At 65.3% G+C, this 16,824-nt stretch carries 17 protein-coding genes and 1 pseudogene; 11 read left to right on the forward strand and 7 right to left on the reverse strand.

What is annotated here, in order from left to right:
- Nucleotides 1-153 precede the first annotated feature (153 nt).
- The 4 genes and pseudogenes from G6N66_RS25520 to G6N66_RS30540 all read left to right on the forward strand — a co-directional run.
- Nucleotides 154-600: an MmpS family transport accessory protein gene (locus tag G6N66_RS25520; protein ID WP_139825487.1), complete on the forward strand. Its 447-nt coding sequence runs from the start codon at nt 154-156 to the stop codon at nt 598-600.
- On the forward strand, nt 597-3,452 hold the full coding sequence (locus tag G6N66_RS25525) for an MMPL/RND family transporter (RefSeq protein WP_085235756.1): 2,856 nt from the start codon (nt 597-599) through the stop codon (nt 3,450-3,452). The genes G6N66_RS25520 and G6N66_RS25525 overlap by 4 nt, the downstream gene beginning before the upstream one ends.
- 20 nt (nt 3,453-3,472) lie before the next feature.
- Nucleotides 3,473-4,075 (forward strand): TetR/AcrR family transcriptional regulator, encoded by a 603-nt coding sequence (locus G6N66_RS25530; RefSeq protein WP_085235800.1) that lies wholly within the window; start codon nt 3,473-3,475, stop codon nt 4,073-4,075.
- 152 nt (nt 4,076-4,227) lie between these two features.
- Nucleotides 4,228-4,380 (forward strand): annotated as a pseudogene (locus G6N66_RS30540) (tyrosine-type recombinase/integrase); the annotation flags it as partial.
- Nucleotides 4,381-4,385: 5 nt separating this feature from the next.
- On the opposite strand, the gene G6N66_RS25540 reads toward G6N66_RS30540, so the two are convergent.
- Nucleotides 4,386-4,646 carry a hypothetical protein gene (locus tag G6N66_RS25540; RefSeq protein ID WP_085235754.1) on the reverse strand — a complete coding sequence of 87 codons (261 nt, stop codon included), beginning with the start codon at nt 4,644-4,646 and terminating at the stop codon, nt 4,386-4,388.
- 106 nt (nt 4,647-4,752) lie between these two features.
- On the opposite strand from G6N66_RS25540, the gene G6N66_RS25545 reads away from it, so the two are divergent.
- Complete coding sequence (locus G6N66_RS25545; RefSeq protein WP_163645922.1) at nt 4,753-5,487, forward strand: DUF732 domain-containing protein; 735 nt, start codon at nt 4,753-4,755, stop codon at nt 5,485-5,487.
- Nucleotides 5,488-5,621: 134 nt separating this feature from the next.
- Here G6N66_RS25545 and ligD read toward each other — a convergent pair whose 3' ends face one another.
- Nucleotides 5,622-6,659 carry a non-homologous end-joining DNA ligase gene (gene ligD, locus G6N66_RS25550; protein ID WP_085235752.1) on the reverse strand — a complete coding sequence of 346 codons (1,038 nt, stop codon included), beginning with the start codon at nt 6,657-6,659 and terminating at the stop codon, nt 5,622-5,624.
- Nucleotides 6,660-6,670: 11 nt separating this feature from the next.
- Here ligD and G6N66_RS25555 point away from each other — a divergent pair, with 11 nt between their 5' ends.
- The 3 genes from G6N66_RS25555 (at nt 6,671) to G6N66_RS25565 (ending at nt 9,761) form a co-directional block, all read left to right on the forward strand.
- The gene (locus G6N66_RS25555; RefSeq protein ID WP_085235751.1) at nt 6,671-7,735 is read left to right on the forward strand and encodes an ATP-dependent DNA ligase; all 1,065 of its coding nucleotides are present in this window, start codon (nt 6,671-6,673) and stop codon (nt 7,733-7,735) included.
- A 63-nt stretch (nt 7,736-7,798) separates the two neighbouring features.
- Nucleotides 7,799-8,263: a hypothetical protein gene (locus G6N66_RS25560; RefSeq protein WP_085235750.1), complete on the forward strand. Its 465-nt coding sequence runs from the start codon at nt 7,799-7,801 to the stop codon at nt 8,261-8,263.
- Complete coding sequence (locus tag G6N66_RS25565) at nt 8,250-9,761, forward strand: GMC family oxidoreductase (protein ID WP_085235749.1); 1,512 nt, start codon at nt 8,250-8,252, stop codon at nt 9,759-9,761. Before G6N66_RS25560 ends, G6N66_RS25565 begins: the two co-directional genes overlap by 14 nt.
- Nucleotides 9,762-9,766: 5 nt before the next feature.
- Here the strand turns inward: G6N66_RS25565 and G6N66_RS25570 are convergent, their stop codons facing one another.
- The 5 genes from G6N66_RS25570 to G6N66_RS25590 form a co-directional block, all read right to left on the reverse strand.
- Nucleotides 9,767-11,005 carry a cytochrome P450 gene (locus tag G6N66_RS25570; protein ID WP_085235748.1) on the reverse strand — a complete coding sequence of 413 codons (1,239 nt, stop codon included), beginning with the start codon at nt 11,003-11,005 and terminating at the stop codon, nt 9,767-9,769.
- A 2-nt stretch (nt 11,006-11,007) separates the two neighbouring features.
- Complete coding sequence (locus G6N66_RS25575) at nt 11,008-11,502, reverse strand: NUDIX domain-containing protein (protein WP_085235747.1); 495 nt, start codon at nt 11,500-11,502, stop codon at nt 11,008-11,010.
- Nucleotides 11,503-11,507: 5 nt separating this feature from the next.
- Nucleotides 11,508-12,872 (reverse strand): WS/DGAT/MGAT family O-acyltransferase, encoded by a 1,365-nt coding sequence (locus tag G6N66_RS25580; RefSeq protein ID WP_085235746.1) that lies wholly within the window; start codon nt 12,870-12,872, stop codon nt 11,508-11,510.
- Between the two features lie 65 nt (nt 12,873-12,937).
- The gene (locus G6N66_RS25585; RefSeq protein WP_085235745.1) at nt 12,938-13,357 is read right to left on the reverse strand and encodes a hypothetical protein; all 420 of its coding nucleotides are present in this window, start codon (nt 13,355-13,357) and stop codon (nt 12,938-12,940) included.
- Between the two features lie 68 nt (nt 13,358-13,425).
- Nucleotides 13,426-14,295, reverse strand: coding sequence for an SDR family NAD(P)-dependent oxidoreductase (locus G6N66_RS25590; protein ID WP_139825485.1), 870 nt, complete (start codon nt 14,293-14,295; stop codon nt 13,426-13,428).
- A 50-nt stretch (nt 14,296-14,345) separates the two neighbouring features.
- Here G6N66_RS25590 and G6N66_RS25595 point away from each other — a divergent pair, with 50 nt between their 5' ends.
- From G6N66_RS25595 to G6N66_RS25605, 3 genes are read left to right on the forward strand one after another with little or no spacing between them, the layout of a single operon-like run.
- The gene (locus G6N66_RS25595; RefSeq protein ID WP_085235743.1) at nt 14,346-15,422 is read left to right on the forward strand and encodes an NAD(P)H-dependent amine dehydrogenase family protein; all 1,077 of its coding nucleotides are present in this window, start codon (nt 14,346-14,348) and stop codon (nt 15,420-15,422) included.
- A 20-nt stretch (nt 15,423-15,442) separates the two neighbouring features.
- Nucleotides 15,443-16,216, forward strand: coding sequence for an SDR family NAD(P)-dependent oxidoreductase (locus tag G6N66_RS25600; protein ID WP_085235742.1), 774 nt, complete (start codon nt 15,443-15,445; stop codon nt 16,214-16,216).
- The gene (locus G6N66_RS25605) at nt 16,213-16,821 is read left to right on the forward strand and encodes a TetR/AcrR family transcriptional regulator (protein ID WP_139825484.1); all 609 of its coding nucleotides are present in this window, start codon (nt 16,213-16,215) and stop codon (nt 16,819-16,821) included. The genes G6N66_RS25600 and G6N66_RS25605 overlap by 4 nt, the downstream gene beginning before the upstream one ends.
- Nucleotides 16,822-16,824: the final 3 nt, after the last annotated feature.

Here is a 16,824-nt window from a genome sequence, read left to right on the forward strand (position 1 = left end):
CGGTTCGGCGCGGGGCTTCCGGGGCGGCGTGGGCGATCCAGGGCGAGCATCTCCTTCGGCGAAGCGTCCCGCGATGCGGTACAGTCCTGACCAACCCAACTACGGAACTTGAGTTCCGTATCGGGGTGTGGCCGGTGGGAGAGGAGGTGGCGGGTGTATCGACTGATCAAGAAGGCGTGGATACCGCTACTTCTTGTCGTCGTCATCGCGCTCGGCGGATATGTCGTGCTGCGGGTCCGCGCCAGCTTCGGCGCCGACACCGCCATCGCGAGAGGCGATATGAACGCTGACACGAAGCCCTTCAACCCGAAGCACATCACCTACGAGGTGACGGCACCCTCGAGTGGCCCCTCGGGCGGTCAAGTCAGCGTCAACTACCTGGACGAAAATGGGCAGCCCCATCTGGTCGAAAATGCCTCGCTGCCATGGTCTTACACGATCGTGACGACCCTGCCGTCGATGTCGGCCAACATCGTTGCCCAGGGTGACACCAGCGTCCAACACATTCGATGCCGGGTCATCGTCGACGGGCAAGTCCGCGACGAGCGCACCATCAACGAATACCAACCTTTCATCTACTGCTTGGTGAAATCCGTATGAGTAATGGTCCCGCCCCTCGTTCCCGCATCGCGCGCCTGATCCGGGTCCTGGCGCTGCCGATCATCCTGCTCTGGCTTTTCGTCGCGCTCGGCACCACGCTGTTCACCCCCGAACTCGGCGAGGTCGCGGGCAAGCACTCGGTGCCCATGACGCCGAAAGATGCCGCAGCGTTCAAGGACATGATGAACATCGGCCACAAGTTCCAGGAGTTCGACACCGACTCCTCGGTGATGGTCGTGTTGGAAGGCGACGACAAGCTCGGCGACAGTGCGCACGAGTTCTACAACAAGATCGTCGCCAAGCTCAAGGCCAGCAAGCATGTCCAGAACCTGCAGGATTTCTGGAGCGACCCGCTGACCGCCGCCGGCTCGCAAAGCCCGGACGGTAAAGCCGCCTACGTGCAGGTCTTCCTCGACGGTGCGCAGGGCACCACCCCCGCCCACAAGTCCGTCGCCGAGGTGCGCAAGATCGTCAAAAGCGTGCCGCCGCCGCCGGGTGTCAAGGCCTACGTGGCCGGCAACACCGCGCTCAACACCGACACCCTGATCGCCGCACACAACAGCATGGACTTGATGACGCTGATCACGATCGGCGTCATCTTCGTGATGCTGCTTCTCATCTACCGCTCACTCAAGAACGCGATCCTCGCGTTGATCCTGGTCCGCTTCGAGCTATATGCCGCAGAGGGCATCGTGGCCACCGCCGGCAATCTGGACATCATCGGCCTGACCCCGTACGCCGTCAGCATGGTCACGATGCTCACCATCGCTACGGGCACCGACTATTTCATTTTCCTGTTGGGTCGCTACCACGAAGCACGATCTCGCGGCGAGGATCGAGAACAGGCGTACTACAGCGCCTACAACGGCGTGCTGCACGTCATCCTGGGGTCGGGGCTGACGATCGTGGGCGCCTGCCTGTGCCTGACCGCGACCAAGCTGCCGTACTTCCAGACCATGGGGGTACCGTGCGCGATCGCCCTGGTGGTGACGATGCTGGCGGGCCTGACGTTGGCGCCGGCGTTGCTCGCGGTCGCGTCCAAGTTCGGCTTCTTCGATCCGAAACGTCAAGTGTCGGAACGGGGCTGGCGCAAAGTCGGCACTGTCGTGACGAGGTGGCCGAAACCGATCATCGTCGTGGCGTCCTTTATCGCCGTGATCGGTTTCGTCAGTCTGACGACCTACGTCCCTACCTACAACGACAGAAAGTTCACCCCGCCGGACATCGCGGCAAACGTCGCTCAGACGGCGGCGGAGCGGCATTTCAGCCCGGCGCGCATGAACCCGGAATTGCTGATGGTCGAAGCCGACCATGATCTGCGCGATCCGGCGGACATGTTGGTTATCGACAGGATTGCCAAGAGCGTCTTTCACGAGCGCGGCATCGGTCGGATCCAGACGATCACCCGGCCCCTCGGGGCGCCGATCGAGCACAGTTCGCTGCCCTTCGTGATCGCCATGAACAGTTCGAGCACCCTGCAGACGGCGAAATTCATGAACGACAGCATGGCGTCGATGCTCGAGCAGGCCGACGAGATGGGCCGAACGATCTCGGTCATGCAGCATATGTATGGCGTCATGAAGGAACTCACCGACACCACCCACCAGATGACCCGCGACATGCACATCCTGCAGGCTGACATCGAGGGGGTGCGCCAACACGTGGCCGATTTCGAAGACACCTGGCGCCCGATGCGCGCCTATTTCTATTGGGAGAAGCACTGTTTCGACATCCCGGTGTGCTGGTCGCTGCGATCGATCTTCGACACGCTCGACGACATCGATCTCATGGCCGACGACATCGGGAAGACGGTCAAAGACGTCGACAAACTCGACACCCTCATGCCGCAAGTGTTGGCCGATCTACCCAAAACCATCGAGTCGATGCAAAGAATGCGCGATTACATGCTGGCTACCCACAGCTCCATGGCCGGTATTCAGCGCCACATGCAAGAGAATGCCGAAGGCTCAACGATGATGGGAAACTACTTCGACCAAGCCAAGAACGACGACAGCTTCTACCTGCCGCCGGAGGTTTTCCAAAACCCCGACTTCAAACGCGGACTGAAAATGTTTGTCTCGCCCGACGGTAAAGCCGTCCGGTTCATCATCACCCATCAGGGCGACCCCGCCTCCGTGGACGGCATCCGCCATGTCCAGGGCATCAAGCAGGCCGTCGCCGACGCGATCAAGGGAACTCCCCTGGAAAACGCGAAGGTGTCGCTGGCCGGCACCGCCTCGATGTACAGCGACATGCAAGACGGGGTCGTGATCGACCTGACGATTGCCGGCATCGCGACACTGATCCTGATCTTCTCGATCATGCTGCTGATCACTCGCAGCTTGGTTGCCGCCCTGGTGATCGTCGGCACCGTGCTCGCGTCGCTGGGCACCGCATGTGGTCTGTCCGTACTGCTTTGGCAAGACATCCTCGGGGTGGGCCTGCAATGGATCGTGCTCCCGCTGACGGTCATCATCCTGCTGGCCGTCGGGTCCGACTACAACCTGCTGCTGGTTTCCCGGCTGAAGGAGGAGATCCCGGCGGGCCTCAACACCGGGATCATCCGGGGCATGGGGGCATCCGGCCGGGTGGTGACCGCCGCGGGCCTGATATTCGCCGCGACCATGGCGTCGATGATCGTCAGCGACCTGGTGGTCATCGGGCAGTTCGGCACCGCGATCGGGATGGGTCTCCTCGTCGACACGTTCATCGTGCGGGCCTTCATGACGCCGGCGATCGCGGCCGCGCTGGGCCGCTGGTTCTGGTGGCCGCTGGACACCTTCGGCATGATGAAGAACGCGCGAAAGTCGGAGAGCGACACCGCGCCGATCCGGGAGCTGGCACGGGTGTAGCGCGGGGACATGTGAGCGAGATGGAATCGAAGCTTCGCCAACGCACGGTTGGCCGGCTGGACCGGTCCCGTGATCCCGCGATTCTCAACGCCGCCCTTGCCGCACTGACCGAGCACGGGTACGACGCCGCGAACATGGACGACATCGCCGCGCGCGCCGGCGTCGGCAAGGCCGCGATCTACCGGCGGTGGTCGTCGAAAGCGGCGTTGATCACCGATGTTCTCGTGTACTGGCGGCCCGATCTGCGGACCACCGACACGCCCGACACCGGCAGTTTGGCCGGCGACATCGAGGCCCTGATCGAGGGCGTCGCACGCAATGACAACGAGTTGGTCACCAACGACCTGGTGCTCCGCGTCGCCCTGGAAGCCATCCACGATCCCCAGCTCGCCGAGGCCCTCGATGAGCTGATGCTGCTCAAGGGCACGCACAAAATGTCAGCTATTCTGACCCGCGCCGCGGCCCGCGGTGAAATCGCCGCCGACCGCGACTGGTCGCTGGTCGCCGACGTACTCATGGCGATGAGCCTGCATCGAGCGCTCAACGGACAAACCGTCGACGCGGATTTCATACGACGTGTCATCGACACCCTTGTTCTTCCCGCGCTGGCCCGCCCGGTTTGAATTGCGCTGTCCTGCATGGTGTATCGACGTTTTGATAGTACGCACTGGCTGTCACAGTCACCGGTCGCAATCCCGTTCGCATCTGGTCAATGCTTTGACGCTTTGGCAACGGCAGCGGTCAGAGACTTAAACAGAACAGCCGGACGGCGGCAACCCATCGGTTAATGGATTGGCACGGAACAAAACTGGTCGGAAGCGGCACCGAACTTCGCACCATCCAGACGCTGATGGGACATGCCCAGCTGAACACCACGGCGATCTACGTCCAGGTCTCCAACCCTCGCCCTTCTGAGGGGCTTCGATAAGCCCCTCAGACGTCGTTGTCGTTGGGTTCAAGGATCATGGTGACCATCGCGCCGCGCGGAAAGTCGACGGTGTACGACCCTTCGGGCAGATCAGACGTCAGCCTGATCTGCGACGGCTCTCCGACGCCATGATTGCGGACGAGCTTGACTCCGTCGACTACGAAGTGAGCCGGGGGCACGCCATCCATACCGGATGGCAGGAGCAGCTCGAAACCGATCTCCACTTCGTCGGCGCGGACTCGGGTGGTCGCGTAGTGCTTCGCCATTCGCGCAACCTAGCGCAGCCGAGTTACACGATCTTGCCGATATTCGGGCAAGGTGTCGGCTGCCCGGCGCACAATGCCGATACCAAACCCCACTAGGAGGGCGGAGATGACCTCCGACGAAGAGAGCGCTGCGGCTGGCCCCGACGCCAAGACTGCAATAGGCCCCCCGGCAGCCGAACAGACTGAGCTGCTAGCGGCCGACGCGGCCGCCCCAGCATCCGCAGCCCCGACCGCCATTGCCGCTCCCATCACCCCGCCGCCTCAGCAATTTCAAGCCGACGCCTGGTCCTTCGAACAACCCGAACTTCAGATGCCCAACATGTGGCCGACACGAATACGTTGGGCGGCTGCGACGGCGATATTCATGGTCGCGATCCTCGCCCTTGGTTGGGTGGTGTGGACGTTAGCCGGGTTGCGCAAACCCAGTCCGGCGCCATCGCCACCAGTAACCGTGACTATGCCGGCGCCACCTCCATCGACCGTGACACTGACGCCGTCCAACACAAATCCGCCACCGCAGGTGACGATGCCGATAGTCCTCCCGCCGACAACTGTGACGCTGCCGCCGACAACGGTTGTGATGCCCCCGAGGCCCATAACGCCGAGGCATTTCAGCCCCGCCGAAGATGAACAACTTCTCGGCAGACTACGGGCGCTGGGGTGGGACATCCACAACCCGCCGGTAGTTGTCGACACCGCTCGCACAGCGTGCTTACTGCTCCACGAAGGCCACCAGCCCGAAGAGGTCTATAACATCATCGCCGCCGAGACCGACGTGTCCATGCACGATGCGATGCAGCTGGTCGCCAGCGCCCAAGGTGCCTACTCAAGCTGCTCCTAACCGTTCCACCCGGTAGTTCGTCGCCCTCGTGAGCACGAACGACGTACCCAGCAGGCGCCCAGCGCACTAACGAGATCGGATTGGCCGGCTTGAAACTGAGAAATTCGGCGCGTTATGCGAGCAAGCGCACGACATTACTCAGGCTTGTTTTTCCTGGTCAGATCGGTATCCCGACTCGGCTGCACCCGCTTCGGCTCCCCCGGCATTTTCGGGTAATTCGGCGGATACGGCATGTCGCCAAGCCCACGCTCTTCGTCGGTCGCGGCCATTTCCAGCAGCGGTGCGATCGATTGCGACTCGTTATCCATTGCGGCCCAAGGATCTTCGCGGCGCTGTACCAGCTCCGGCACGGTGGCCATGGTGTAGTCGTCCGGATCCGCCGCGGCCAACTCCGCCCAGGTCAGTGGTGTCGATACCGTCGCGATCGGCGTGCGCCGCACCGAATACGGCGACGCCATGGTGCGGTCGCGGGCGTTCTGGTTGAAGTCGATGAAGATCCGCGCGCCGCGTTCTTCCTTCCACCACGAGGTGGTCACCACGTCCGGAGCGCGCCGCTCCACCTCGCGGGCCAACGCGATGCCCGCCCGGCGCACGGCGATGAAGTCCCAATCGGTGGCGATGCGCAGAAACACGTGGATCCCGCGTCCCCCTGACGTCTTCGGGTATCCCACCAAGCCGAGCTCGTCGAGCAACGGATGCAGCACATCGACCGCGACCGCGCGCGCTTCGGCGAAGCCGGTGCCGGGCTGCGGATCGAGGTCGATGCGTAACTCGTCGGGGTGATCGGTGTCCGGGCAGCGCACCTGCCAGGGGTGCAGCGTGATCGTGCCCATCTGCGCCGCCCACACGATGGCCGCCGGATGGGTGACTTTCAGCGCGTCGGCGGTCCTCCCCGACGGGAACGTGACCCGGCAGGTCTGCAGATAGTCGGGATGATGCTGCGGCACCCGCTTCTGATAGATCTCCTCGCCGTCGATGCCGTCGGGGAAACGCTGCAGATGGGTGGGCCGGTCGCGCAACGCTGCCAGCATCGGGCCGCCCGCCACCGCACGGTAGTACTCGACGAGCCGGCGCTTGGTGCCATTCGCGCCGAGTTCGGGGAAATAGACCTTCTCCGGGCTGGTGACCCGCACCGCGATGCCGTCGACGTCCAGTTCTTCTGCTGCGGCCATATCCTCAGCCTATGGACTTACCCGTGATGCCACCGGTCTCCCCCATGCTGGCCAAGTCGGTCAAGGCGATCCCCGCCGACGCCTCCTATGAGCCCAAGTGGGACGGCTTCAGGTCCATCTGCTTCCGCGACGGCGCCGACGTGGAGCTGGGCAGCCGCAACGAGCGACCGATGACCCGCTACTTCCCCGAGCTGGTCGCGGCGGTCACCGCGGAGCTGCCGCGCCGCTGCGTGATCGACGGTGAGATCGTGATCGCCACGGACCACGGGTTGGACTTCGAGGCGCTGCAACAGCGCATCCATCCGGCCGACTCGCGAGTGCGGATGCTCGCCGAAAAGACCCCGGCTTCCTTCATCGCGTTCGACCTGCTCGCCCTCGGCGACGACGACTGCACCCGCCGGCCCTTCAGCGAGAGGCGCGCCGCGCTGGTCGACGCGTTAAGCGGATCCGGACCGTCCATCCACATCACCCCGGCGACCACCGACCTGGCGACCGCGCAGCGCTGGTTCGAAGAATTCGAGGGAGCCGGCCTCGACGGCGTCATCGCCAAGCCGTTGACGGTGACCTATCAGCCGGACAAACGCGTCATGTTCAAGATCAAGCACGAACGGACCGCCGACTGCGTGGTGGCCGGCTACCGAGTGCACAAGACCGGCAACGATGCGATCGGTTCGCTGCTGCTCGGGCTCTACCAGGACGACGGACAGCTCGCCTCCGTCGGCGTCATCGGCGCCTTTCCCATGGCCGAACGACGACGGTTGTTCACCGAGTTGCAGCCGCTGGTCACGGATTTCGATGATCACCCATGGAACTGGGCCGCCCACGAAGCCGGCGAACGCACACCACGCAAGAACGAATTTTCCCGCTGGAATGCCGGCAAGGACCTCTCGTTCGTACCGCTGCGCCCCGAGCGAGTGGTCGAGGTCCGCTACGACCACATGGAGGGGCGCCGCTTTCGTCACACGGCCCAATTCAGCCGGTGGCGGCCCGACCGCGACCCGCTCTCGTGCACCTACGATCAGCTCGAACAGCCGGTCAATTTCAGCCTCGGCGACATCGTGCCCGGACTTGCTTGAGGCAAGACGAATTTTCTCCTAACACGAGGTGGTCGGACCGTAGGACCCCGCTAAGCTGTCGTGATGCTTCACGTAGCCGCACTGCTGGTGGCTGGTTCCGCCACCCTCGACGACGACGGGGCGCTCAGTGCCACGCGCATCCCGACGACTTGCTACCAGATCGACGAAGTCCCCCTGGCGGCAGAGATCCCCGTCATTCTCGTCGTGCACGCACGAGCCGGTGGAGACTACGACCCGCAGCTCTACATCGTGGCGAAAGACCCGGCCGGAACGAAGCGCGGCAGCATTCAGGCGAACTGGCACTGGCCCGACGAAGACGGGAAGCCATCGAAATATCGATGCTTTACACAGAACATCCCGTTCGAGATCGACCGTGAGGGCGAATACACGATCGGTGTGTATTACGACGGCGAAGGCATGATCGAAATGGCCACGCCGATACCGGTTTCGATGATGCTGACGACCACGCAGGTTGTCGCCACCAACGACGACAGTCCCGAGGAGAGCCTCCAGTTTGGCGGCATTTGACTTCATCGTGGTCGGCGCCGGCTCGGCCGGTTGCGCGGTCGCGGGACGACTGGCGACGCAATCGTCATCAAGGGTGCTGCTGATCGAGGCCGGCGGTTCGGATCGCCGGTTGGAGGTGCGGGCGCCGCTGGCGTTCGGCCGCCAATTCGGGACCTCGCTGGACTGGGCATACGAAACCGAGCCGGAGCCCGGCTGCGCCGACCGACGAATCGGGCAACCCCGTGGCCGCGTGCTGGGCGGCACCAGCGCGATGAACGGGATGGTCTGGGTCAAGGGCAGCAACCTCGACTACGACGGCTGGCGGCTGCCGGGCTGGACTTGGGATGACGTGGCGCCGGTGTTCGCGCGCATCGAACAAGGTCCGATGCGGATCACCCGGGTGGCGTCTCCCGACGAACTGTCGCACCGCTTCGTCGCCGCGGCGCGCGCCGCGGGCATCGCGGCCAACGACGACGTCAGCGGTCCCGGACTCGACGGCGTCGCGATCGCGCCCGTCACCATCCACAAGGGCCAGCGCTGGACCACCGCGCGGGCCTATCTGCACCGCCAGAAGAACCTGACCGTCGTCACCAAGGCCGAGGTCCGTCGGGTCATCATCCGCGTTGGCCGCGCCGTCGGTGTCGAGTACCGCCACCGAGGACGGGAGCAGCAGGCGTTCGCCGACCACGAGGTCGTGCTGAGCGCCGGCGCCTTCGGCACCCCGCAGCTGCTTCAGCTGTCGGGTGTCGGCCCGGCCGATCACCTGCGCAGGATCGGGATCACCGCGCTCGTCGACAGCCCCCGCGTGGGCGACGGGTTAGCCGACCACCCGTCCACCTTTGCCACCTGGGCCCTGAAACCGGATTACGTCGGCTTGGCCGACGCCGCGAATCCAAAATGGTTGCTGCAGTGGCTAGTTGGTCGCCGCGGCAAGCTCACCAGCAACATCATGGAGGCGCTGGCCCACGTCCGGTCGACGGCCGGGCTACCGGCATGCGACTTTCAGATCGTCTTCGCACCCATCGATGTCCTGTCGGGCACCACCGGGGCGGCGCTCAAACCCACGGCCTCGGTGATGCAGTCCTACTGGACGCCGAAGAGTCGCGGCACCGTCATGGTGCGGTCGGCCGATCCCGCGACGCCCCCGGCCATCCGGATGAACCTGCTCACCGAGCGTGAGGACGTCGACGCGCTGGCTCGCGCGATACAGCTCAGCCGCGAGATCATCGCGACCGAACCCATCGCGTCCACCGTCGAGCGCGAGGTTTCGCCCGGTCCCGGCTCGGACCTCGAGGCGCACATCAGGAACACCGCGCTCACCACGGCCCATCCGGCCTGCAGCGTCGCGATGGGTAGCGAATCCGACAGCCCCCTCGACGAGAAGCTTCGGGTCCGTGGCGTGCAGAATCTCCGCGTCGCCGACGCCTCCGCGCTGCCCCAGATCCCCCGGGCCAATACCAACGCGCCGTCGATCATGATCGGCGAACGCTGCGCGGACTTCCTGCTCGCCGAGGCCTAGACAGGCTAGACGGCCACGGACAGCGTGGACATCCCGCGCAGTGTGACGTTGGTCTTGTACTGCGGCTCGCCGTCCAGTCGGGCGTTCGGGAAGCGTGCTGTGGCGGCCGACAGGGCCACACTGGCTTCCAGCCTCGCCAGCGGCGCGCCCAGGCAATAGTGCGCGCCGACACCAAAACCCAGATGCCGCAACGTTTCCCGGTCCGGGTCGAACGTGTCGGGCCGGTCGTACTCGGCGGGGTCGCGCTGCGCCGCGGCCAGCAGCACCAACATGGTGTCGCCCTTGATTACTGGGGTCTCCCCAATGACCATGTCCTCGAGCGCATTTCGGGCAGCCAACTGCACCGGCGGGTCATAGCGCAGTGTCTCCTCGACCACGGCCGACACCCGGCCGGCGTCCGAGCCCAGCGCGGACCACTGCTCCGGCTGCCGCAACATTGCCAGGATGGCGTTGGCGATCAGGTTCACGGTGGTCTCGTGCCCGGCAATCAGCAGCAGGTTGCACGTAGAGACGATCTCTTCCTCGGTCAGCTGATCACCGGACTCCTCCACGGCGATCAGGCCCGACAGCAAGTCGTCGCCGGGGTCGGATCGGCGGCGCTGGATCAACGCGTGCAGGTACTTGCGCAGGGACAGGCCGGCCTGGATGCGCTCCTCGACGTTCTCCGACGGCGCTCCGGTAATCGTGGCGAACGGGTCCAGCGCCTGCGCGAGCAAGCCGGACGCGCGGCGGAACATCGGCTCGTCCTCCAGGGGCACACCCAGCAGTCGGCAAATGACCGCCACCGGAAGGGGATACGCGAGGTCGGCGATCACGTCGAAGCCGCCCCGCTCGGCGATCCGGTCCAGCAATCCGTCGACCAACGCGGTGATGTCGGGTCGCAGTGCATTCACCACTTTCGGTGCGAACGCCTTGCTGACCAGCTTGCGCATCCGGGTGTGGTCGGGGGGATCGAGGAACAGAAATCCCGGCGGCCACGGGGGTTTCGGCCACGCCCCGGACGCGATCTGTCGCTGCGCGATCGTCGAGTTGACGCGGCTGCTGGAGGACGACGGGTGCCGCAGCACCTCGTCGCAGTCGCGGGCGGTGGAAAAGACGGTGAGGTTGGCGTCCGGCAGCTGAAAGGGGCCGCGTGCACGGCATTTCGCGTAGACCGGGTATGGGTCAGCCCGGTTGGCCGGGTCCAGCAGTTGCAGCAACAGCGCGTGCGATTCGCCCGGTTCGGTGGGCGCACTCGTCGTCATGTTCACATTGTGCCCGCGCCTTCGGATAGGCCCGCCGCCGTCGGGTGCGCCATCAACAGATCGAGGAAGGCCCGCTGCCCCTTGAGCAACTTGGTGCGTGCCTGCGCGACGGGGAACCACTCGATCCGATCGACCTCGGGGAACTCGTGCATCTTGCCCGATCCCTTCGGCCACTCCAGCTCGAAGGTGTTGCTCCGCGCCTCGGTGATGTCGAGGTCGGCCTGGACCGCGAAGGCGGTGACGACCTTGCCGCCGGGTTGTTTCAGCGCGCCGAGGTCGATGCGCGGTCCACTCGGTGCCGGCAGCCCGATCTCTTCGGCGAATTCGCGCTGCGCCGCCACCCAGGGATCGTCGCCGTCGGTGTACTCGCCCTTCGGGATCGACCACGCCCCGTCGTCCTTACGCGCCCAGAACGGGCCGCCGGGATGTGCGATGAGGACCTCCACCACACCGTCGCGAGCGCGATACAGCAGCAGTCCCGCGCTGAGTTTGGGCATCGGCCCTAAACCCCAACCGCGACTTCCAGATCCTTGAGCGAGGACTCCAGGTGCGCGAGCAGCCGCTGCAGGTGCGGCACGCTGCGACGGCAGCCGACGAGACCGAAATCGAGGTTGCCCGCATTGTTCACCAGGGTGATGTTCAGCGCTTGTCCCTCCGGCAGCGCGGACAGCGGGTAGCTGCCGTCCAACCGGGCGCCACCGTAGTACATGGACTCCGAGATGCCCGGCACATTCGAGATGACCAGGTTGAACGGCGGCGGCGTCGACGAGATGAAACCCGGGACCAGCCCGAGCGTCAGCGGCGCCATGTACAGCGCCGACAACGCGAGCACCTCCAGCCGCGGCAATTCGGCGACCACCTTCTTGTTGCTGCGCATCGAAGCGCTGATCGCCTGTATCCGCTCCGCGGGGTCCTCGAGATCGGTGGCGAGGCTGCACAAGATGCTGCCGACCATATTGCCGCCGGCGTCGGCTTCCTCCTTCGAGCGCAGGCTCACCGGCACCATCGCGATCAGCGGCGCATCGGGCAGCGCATTCTGTTCGATCAGGTAGTAGCGCAGCGCGCCCGAACACATGGCCAACACGGCGTCGTTAAAACTCACCCCGGCCGCCTTCTTGACGCGCAAGACGCGGTCCGCCGACCAGGACTGGGCGGCGCAGCGGCGCGCGCCCCCGATCTTGACGTTGAACATCGTGTGCGGTGCCGCCATCGGCAGCGTCAACTGTTGCTCGAAGAGCGCGGCGCGGGCCAGCTTCACCGTCGATGGGGCAAGTCCCGCAACGGATTTCGCGCCGTTGATCAGAGACCCCAACGGGGACGAGCCGGCGGACTTGGGGCGCGGTCGGCGCGGCAGGCTCCACATCGCCCGCACCTCCTCGTCGCGCGGGTCGACCGACAGCGTGCGTTGCATCAGCTTCATCGCCGAAACACCGTCGATCAACGCGTGATGCATCTTGCTGTAGATGGCGAACCGGCCGTCGTTCAGCCCTTCCACCACGTACAGCTCCCACAGCGGGCGGTGGCGATCAAGCAGACTGGTGTGCAGCCTCGAGGCCAACTCCAGCAGTTCGCGGACCCGTCCCGGCGACGCCAGCGCCGAGCGCCGAATGTGGTAGTCGACGTCGATGTCGTCGTTGTCGTCGCAGCCCCAGGCCATCGGGGCGATTCCGCCCATGATCGTGCCGGGGTGCTTGCGGAAGGTGGGTTGGAATTCGCGGTTGGCAACCATGGCATCGGTGAATTCCCGGACGAATCCGGGGCCGGCACCCTCCGGGGGCTCGAACAGCGACAGGCCGCCCACGTGCATGGGATGCTCGCGTGACTCCGCAAGCAGAAATACCGAATCGGTGGGCGCCATGAGTTCCATGCGTCCATTAGACCGCGAACGGTGCGCGACGCAAGGCCATTAGCAAGCGGCGTAGGCCGGTCGCCCTAGCCGACAGAGTTAATCCCCGCGCTGGAAATGGTGAAGCCGCGGCCCGAGATGACCGTGCAGGTGACGCCGCTCATCTCCGACCGACAGTTGAAGGGGCCGACGCTTGCGGCCTGGCCGTAGGCGAGCGTCGCGGTTCCTTCGCCCGCATTGCCGAGACAGGAGTCTCCGGTACAAGTTTTGAATGACCCGTCGGTCGACATGCGCACCGACTGCGGGGGCGTGTCGGTCTGGCAGTACGTTTCGTCGGGGATGCCGCTGCCACGCTGATAATTCATCTCACAACCGAGGTTGCGAGACGGAGCTAAAAAGGTGCACCAGGTCTGCGTACACACCGGATTATCCGCGGCGGCTTGCGGCGCCACTGAGCAGCAGCCGGCAACAACGAGCACCAGCGCGCCAAGAATTTGTCGGTACACGATTCCTCCCCTGCCTGGGCCATCGTTGACGTGTCCCTTCCGGGAAGGTAGCAGAGCGACGGGCCTGCTCACAGCAGATCGGTGATGGTCTTCAGACCCGCCTCGTAAAGCACGCCGGGCAGCATGCCGCCGTCGCATTCGATGGTGGTGCCGTTGACGAAGTCCGCGGCTCCGCTCGCGAGGAAAACGGCGACACGCCCCACCTCCGCCGGCTCTCCCGCGCGGCGCATCGGCACCGCGGCGAAGTATTTCTCACCGGTGGGATCGTCCTTGGGTAACACGAACGAGCGGAAGTTCTCGGTCATCGTCGGACCCAGCGCGATGCAGTTCACCCGTACCTTCGGGCCCCACTCCTCGGCCAGCGATCGGGTGAGATGGTTGAGGCCGCTCTTGGCCGCGCCGTACGAGACCAGCGTCGGCGAGCCCGCTGGATGCCCGGCGCCGCTAGAGATGTTGATGATGCAGCCCACTCCGTCCTGGGTGCGCATCTGCCGGTACGTGCGGATGGCGAACCAAAGCGGGCTGATCAGGTTCATCTGCACGGCGAAGGCGTGGAACAGGGCGGTCCGCTCGTATTCGTCGTCGGCAGGGGGTGCGCCCTGAATGCGTTGCACCAGTTCGGGAATGCTCTCCACGTGCGGTGCCGGGACCGTTCCGCCGGCGTTGTTCACCAAGATGTCGATCCGGCCATGGGCGGCAACGACTTCTGCGACGAAGGAGTCGATCGATCGGAAATCGCCTTGGTCGCACACCTTTTGCGAAGCCCGGGCGGCCCAGTCCGCCTCAATGCCCGGGATGGTATCCAGCGCGGAGCGGGAACAGCCGATGACGGTGGCCCCGGCCCGCAGCAGTTCATGCGCGATACCGACGCCCACACCGCGGCTGGTCCCGGTGACGATGGCGACCTTGCCGTCGAGCTCGTTGACAGTCACTGCCATGCGGTCATACTGTGCCATGTTGTCAAGTCCGTGCCAAGAGAGGCCACCCGATGAGTAACAAGTTGCGGGTCATCCAGTGGGCGACCGGCGGCGTCGGTAAAGCCGCCATCGAGTGCGTCCTCAATCACCCACAGCTCGAACTCGTTGGATGCTGGGTTCACAGCGCCAGCAAGAACGGCGCCGACGTGGGTCAGATCCTCGGCAGAGGGGACCTGGGCGTCGCGGCCACGTCCAACATCGACGACATCCTGGCGCTGGACGCGGACTGCGTCGTGTACAGCCCGCTGGTGCCCAACGACGACGAGGTCATCGCGATCCTGCGCTCCGGCAAGAACGTGGTCACCCCGGTCGGCTGGGTCTACCCCGATCCGGGCAACCCGCGGCACAAGGCGGTCTCCGACGCCGCGGTCGAGGGCGGTGTGACCCTGCACGGGTCGGGGATCCACCCCGGCGGCATCACCGAGCGATTCCCGCTGATGCTGTCCGGCCTGTCGTCGGCGGTGACTCACATTCGCGCCGAGGAGTTCTCCGACATCCGCACCTACAACGCCCCCGACGTGGTGCGCCACATCATGGGCTTCGGCGGCACCCCCGAGGAAGCCATGCAGGGTCCGATGGCCGGCCTGCTCGATGCGGGTTTCAAGCAGTCGGTGCGAATGATCGCCGACCACATGGGATTCCGTATCGACCCGAACATCAGGACCATCCAGGACGTCGCCGTGGCGACCTCGGACATCGACTACGCCCCGTTCCCGATCACCACCGGGAACGTGGCCGCGCGCCGGTTCCGCTGGCAGGCCCTCGTCGAGGGCGAGCCGGTCATTACGGCCGCGGTGAACTGGTTGATGGGTGAGGAAAACCTCGATCCGGCTTGGAGTTTCGAGGGCCGCGGCGAACGGTTCGAGGTGGAGATCACCGGCGACCCCGACGTGAAACTTACGTTCAAGGGCCTGCAGCCGGACACGATCGCCGAAGGGCTGGTGAAGAATCCCGGCGTCGTGGTCACCGCCAACCACTGCGTCAACGCCATCCCCGATGTGTGTGCCGCCGAGCCGGGCATCAAGACCTACCTGGACCTGCCGCTGTTCGCCGGTCGCCCGGCTCCGGCATTTGCCACCGCGAATTGACCGGCCCCAGAAGCGCGCAAATGGCCTACACACACCCCGATTCCATGCGCGGGCACGTCGCGATCGTCACCGGTGCCGCCCAAGGCGTCGGCAAAGGCGTCGCCTCCGCGCTGCTGGAACGCGGCGCGTCGGTGCTACTAACCGACATCCAGGACGAGAAGCTCAGCGCGACAGCGGCGGAACTGACGGCGATCGGCCCTGTGGCGCAGCTCGTTGCCGACTTGCGCGACCCGGACAGCGCTCAGCGCATCGCGGCCGCCGCCGTCGACGCCTTCGGCGCGGTGCACGGCCTGGTCAACAACGCGATTGCCACCAACGAGCCCAAGGCCTTCGTCGACATCACCACCGAGGACCTGGCGCTCGGGTATGACGTCGGCCCACGCGCGACATTCCTGCTGATGCAGGCCGTGCATACCCTGATGGTCGAGGCGGGTGGCGGGTCGATCGTGAACCTCGGATCCGGAACGGGTACCGGGGGCGAGCCCAAGTGGGGTGGTTACGCGGCGGCCAAGGAAGGCATCCGCGGGCTGTCGAAGGTCGCCGCGCTGGAGTGGGGGCGCGACAACATCCGCGTGAACGTCATCTGCCCGTTCGCCGAGTCCGACGGTGTGAAGTTCTGGAAGTCGTTCTCGCCCAAGGAGTACGAGAAGGCGGTCGGACGCGTTCCGATGAAGCGCATCGGCGACGTCCGCACCGACGTGGGCGCGCTGGTCGCGTTCTTGCTCAGCACCGACGCGACGTTCATCACCGGGCAGACCATACACGTCGACGGCGGAATCGGCTGCTTCCGGTGATCGAAGGATCGCTGCGTGACCGGCAACGGGCACAGATCCGGACCGAAATCAGGCGGGCGGCGTTCCGGTTGTTCATCGAGCGCGGCTACGACGCGGTGACGACAGAGGAAATCGCTTCTGCCGCAGGCATTTCCCAACGCACCTTCTTCCGGCACGTGCCGACCAAGGACGAACTGCTGCTGGCGCCCGTCCGCCATGGCGGCGCGGCGATCGTGCATCTGCTCGAACAGCGTCCGCCGGGCGAGGCGCCCGACGTCGCACTGGTCAACGCCATCATCACGCGGACCCGCTCGTTCGACGAGTCCGACACCGAAGAGTGGCGGAAGGCCCTAATGATGGCGCCCGGCCTGATCGACAAGCTCAGGTTTCATACGCCCGCGGACAAGGAACGCGCGACGCAGATCATCGCCGAACGCATGGGCGCTGACCCCGCCGCCGACATCGCACCCGGATTGCTCGTGCAACTTGGTTTCGCCGCGGCTGATTTCGCCTTTCAGCAATGGGTGCGCCAATCGGGCCGCCGCCGGCCGCTGGACCACTATGTCGCCGAGGCCCTGCAAGCGGTCAAGAGCCCGAGTTGGGGCCGCCGTCGCCGTCCGCGCTGACTC

Origin of the sequence: Mycobacterium conspicuum (assembly GCF_010730195.1) — a bacterium.
Taxonomy (GTDB): Bacteria; Actinomycetota; Actinomycetes; order Mycobacteriales; family Mycobacteriaceae; genus Mycobacterium; species Mycobacterium conspicuum.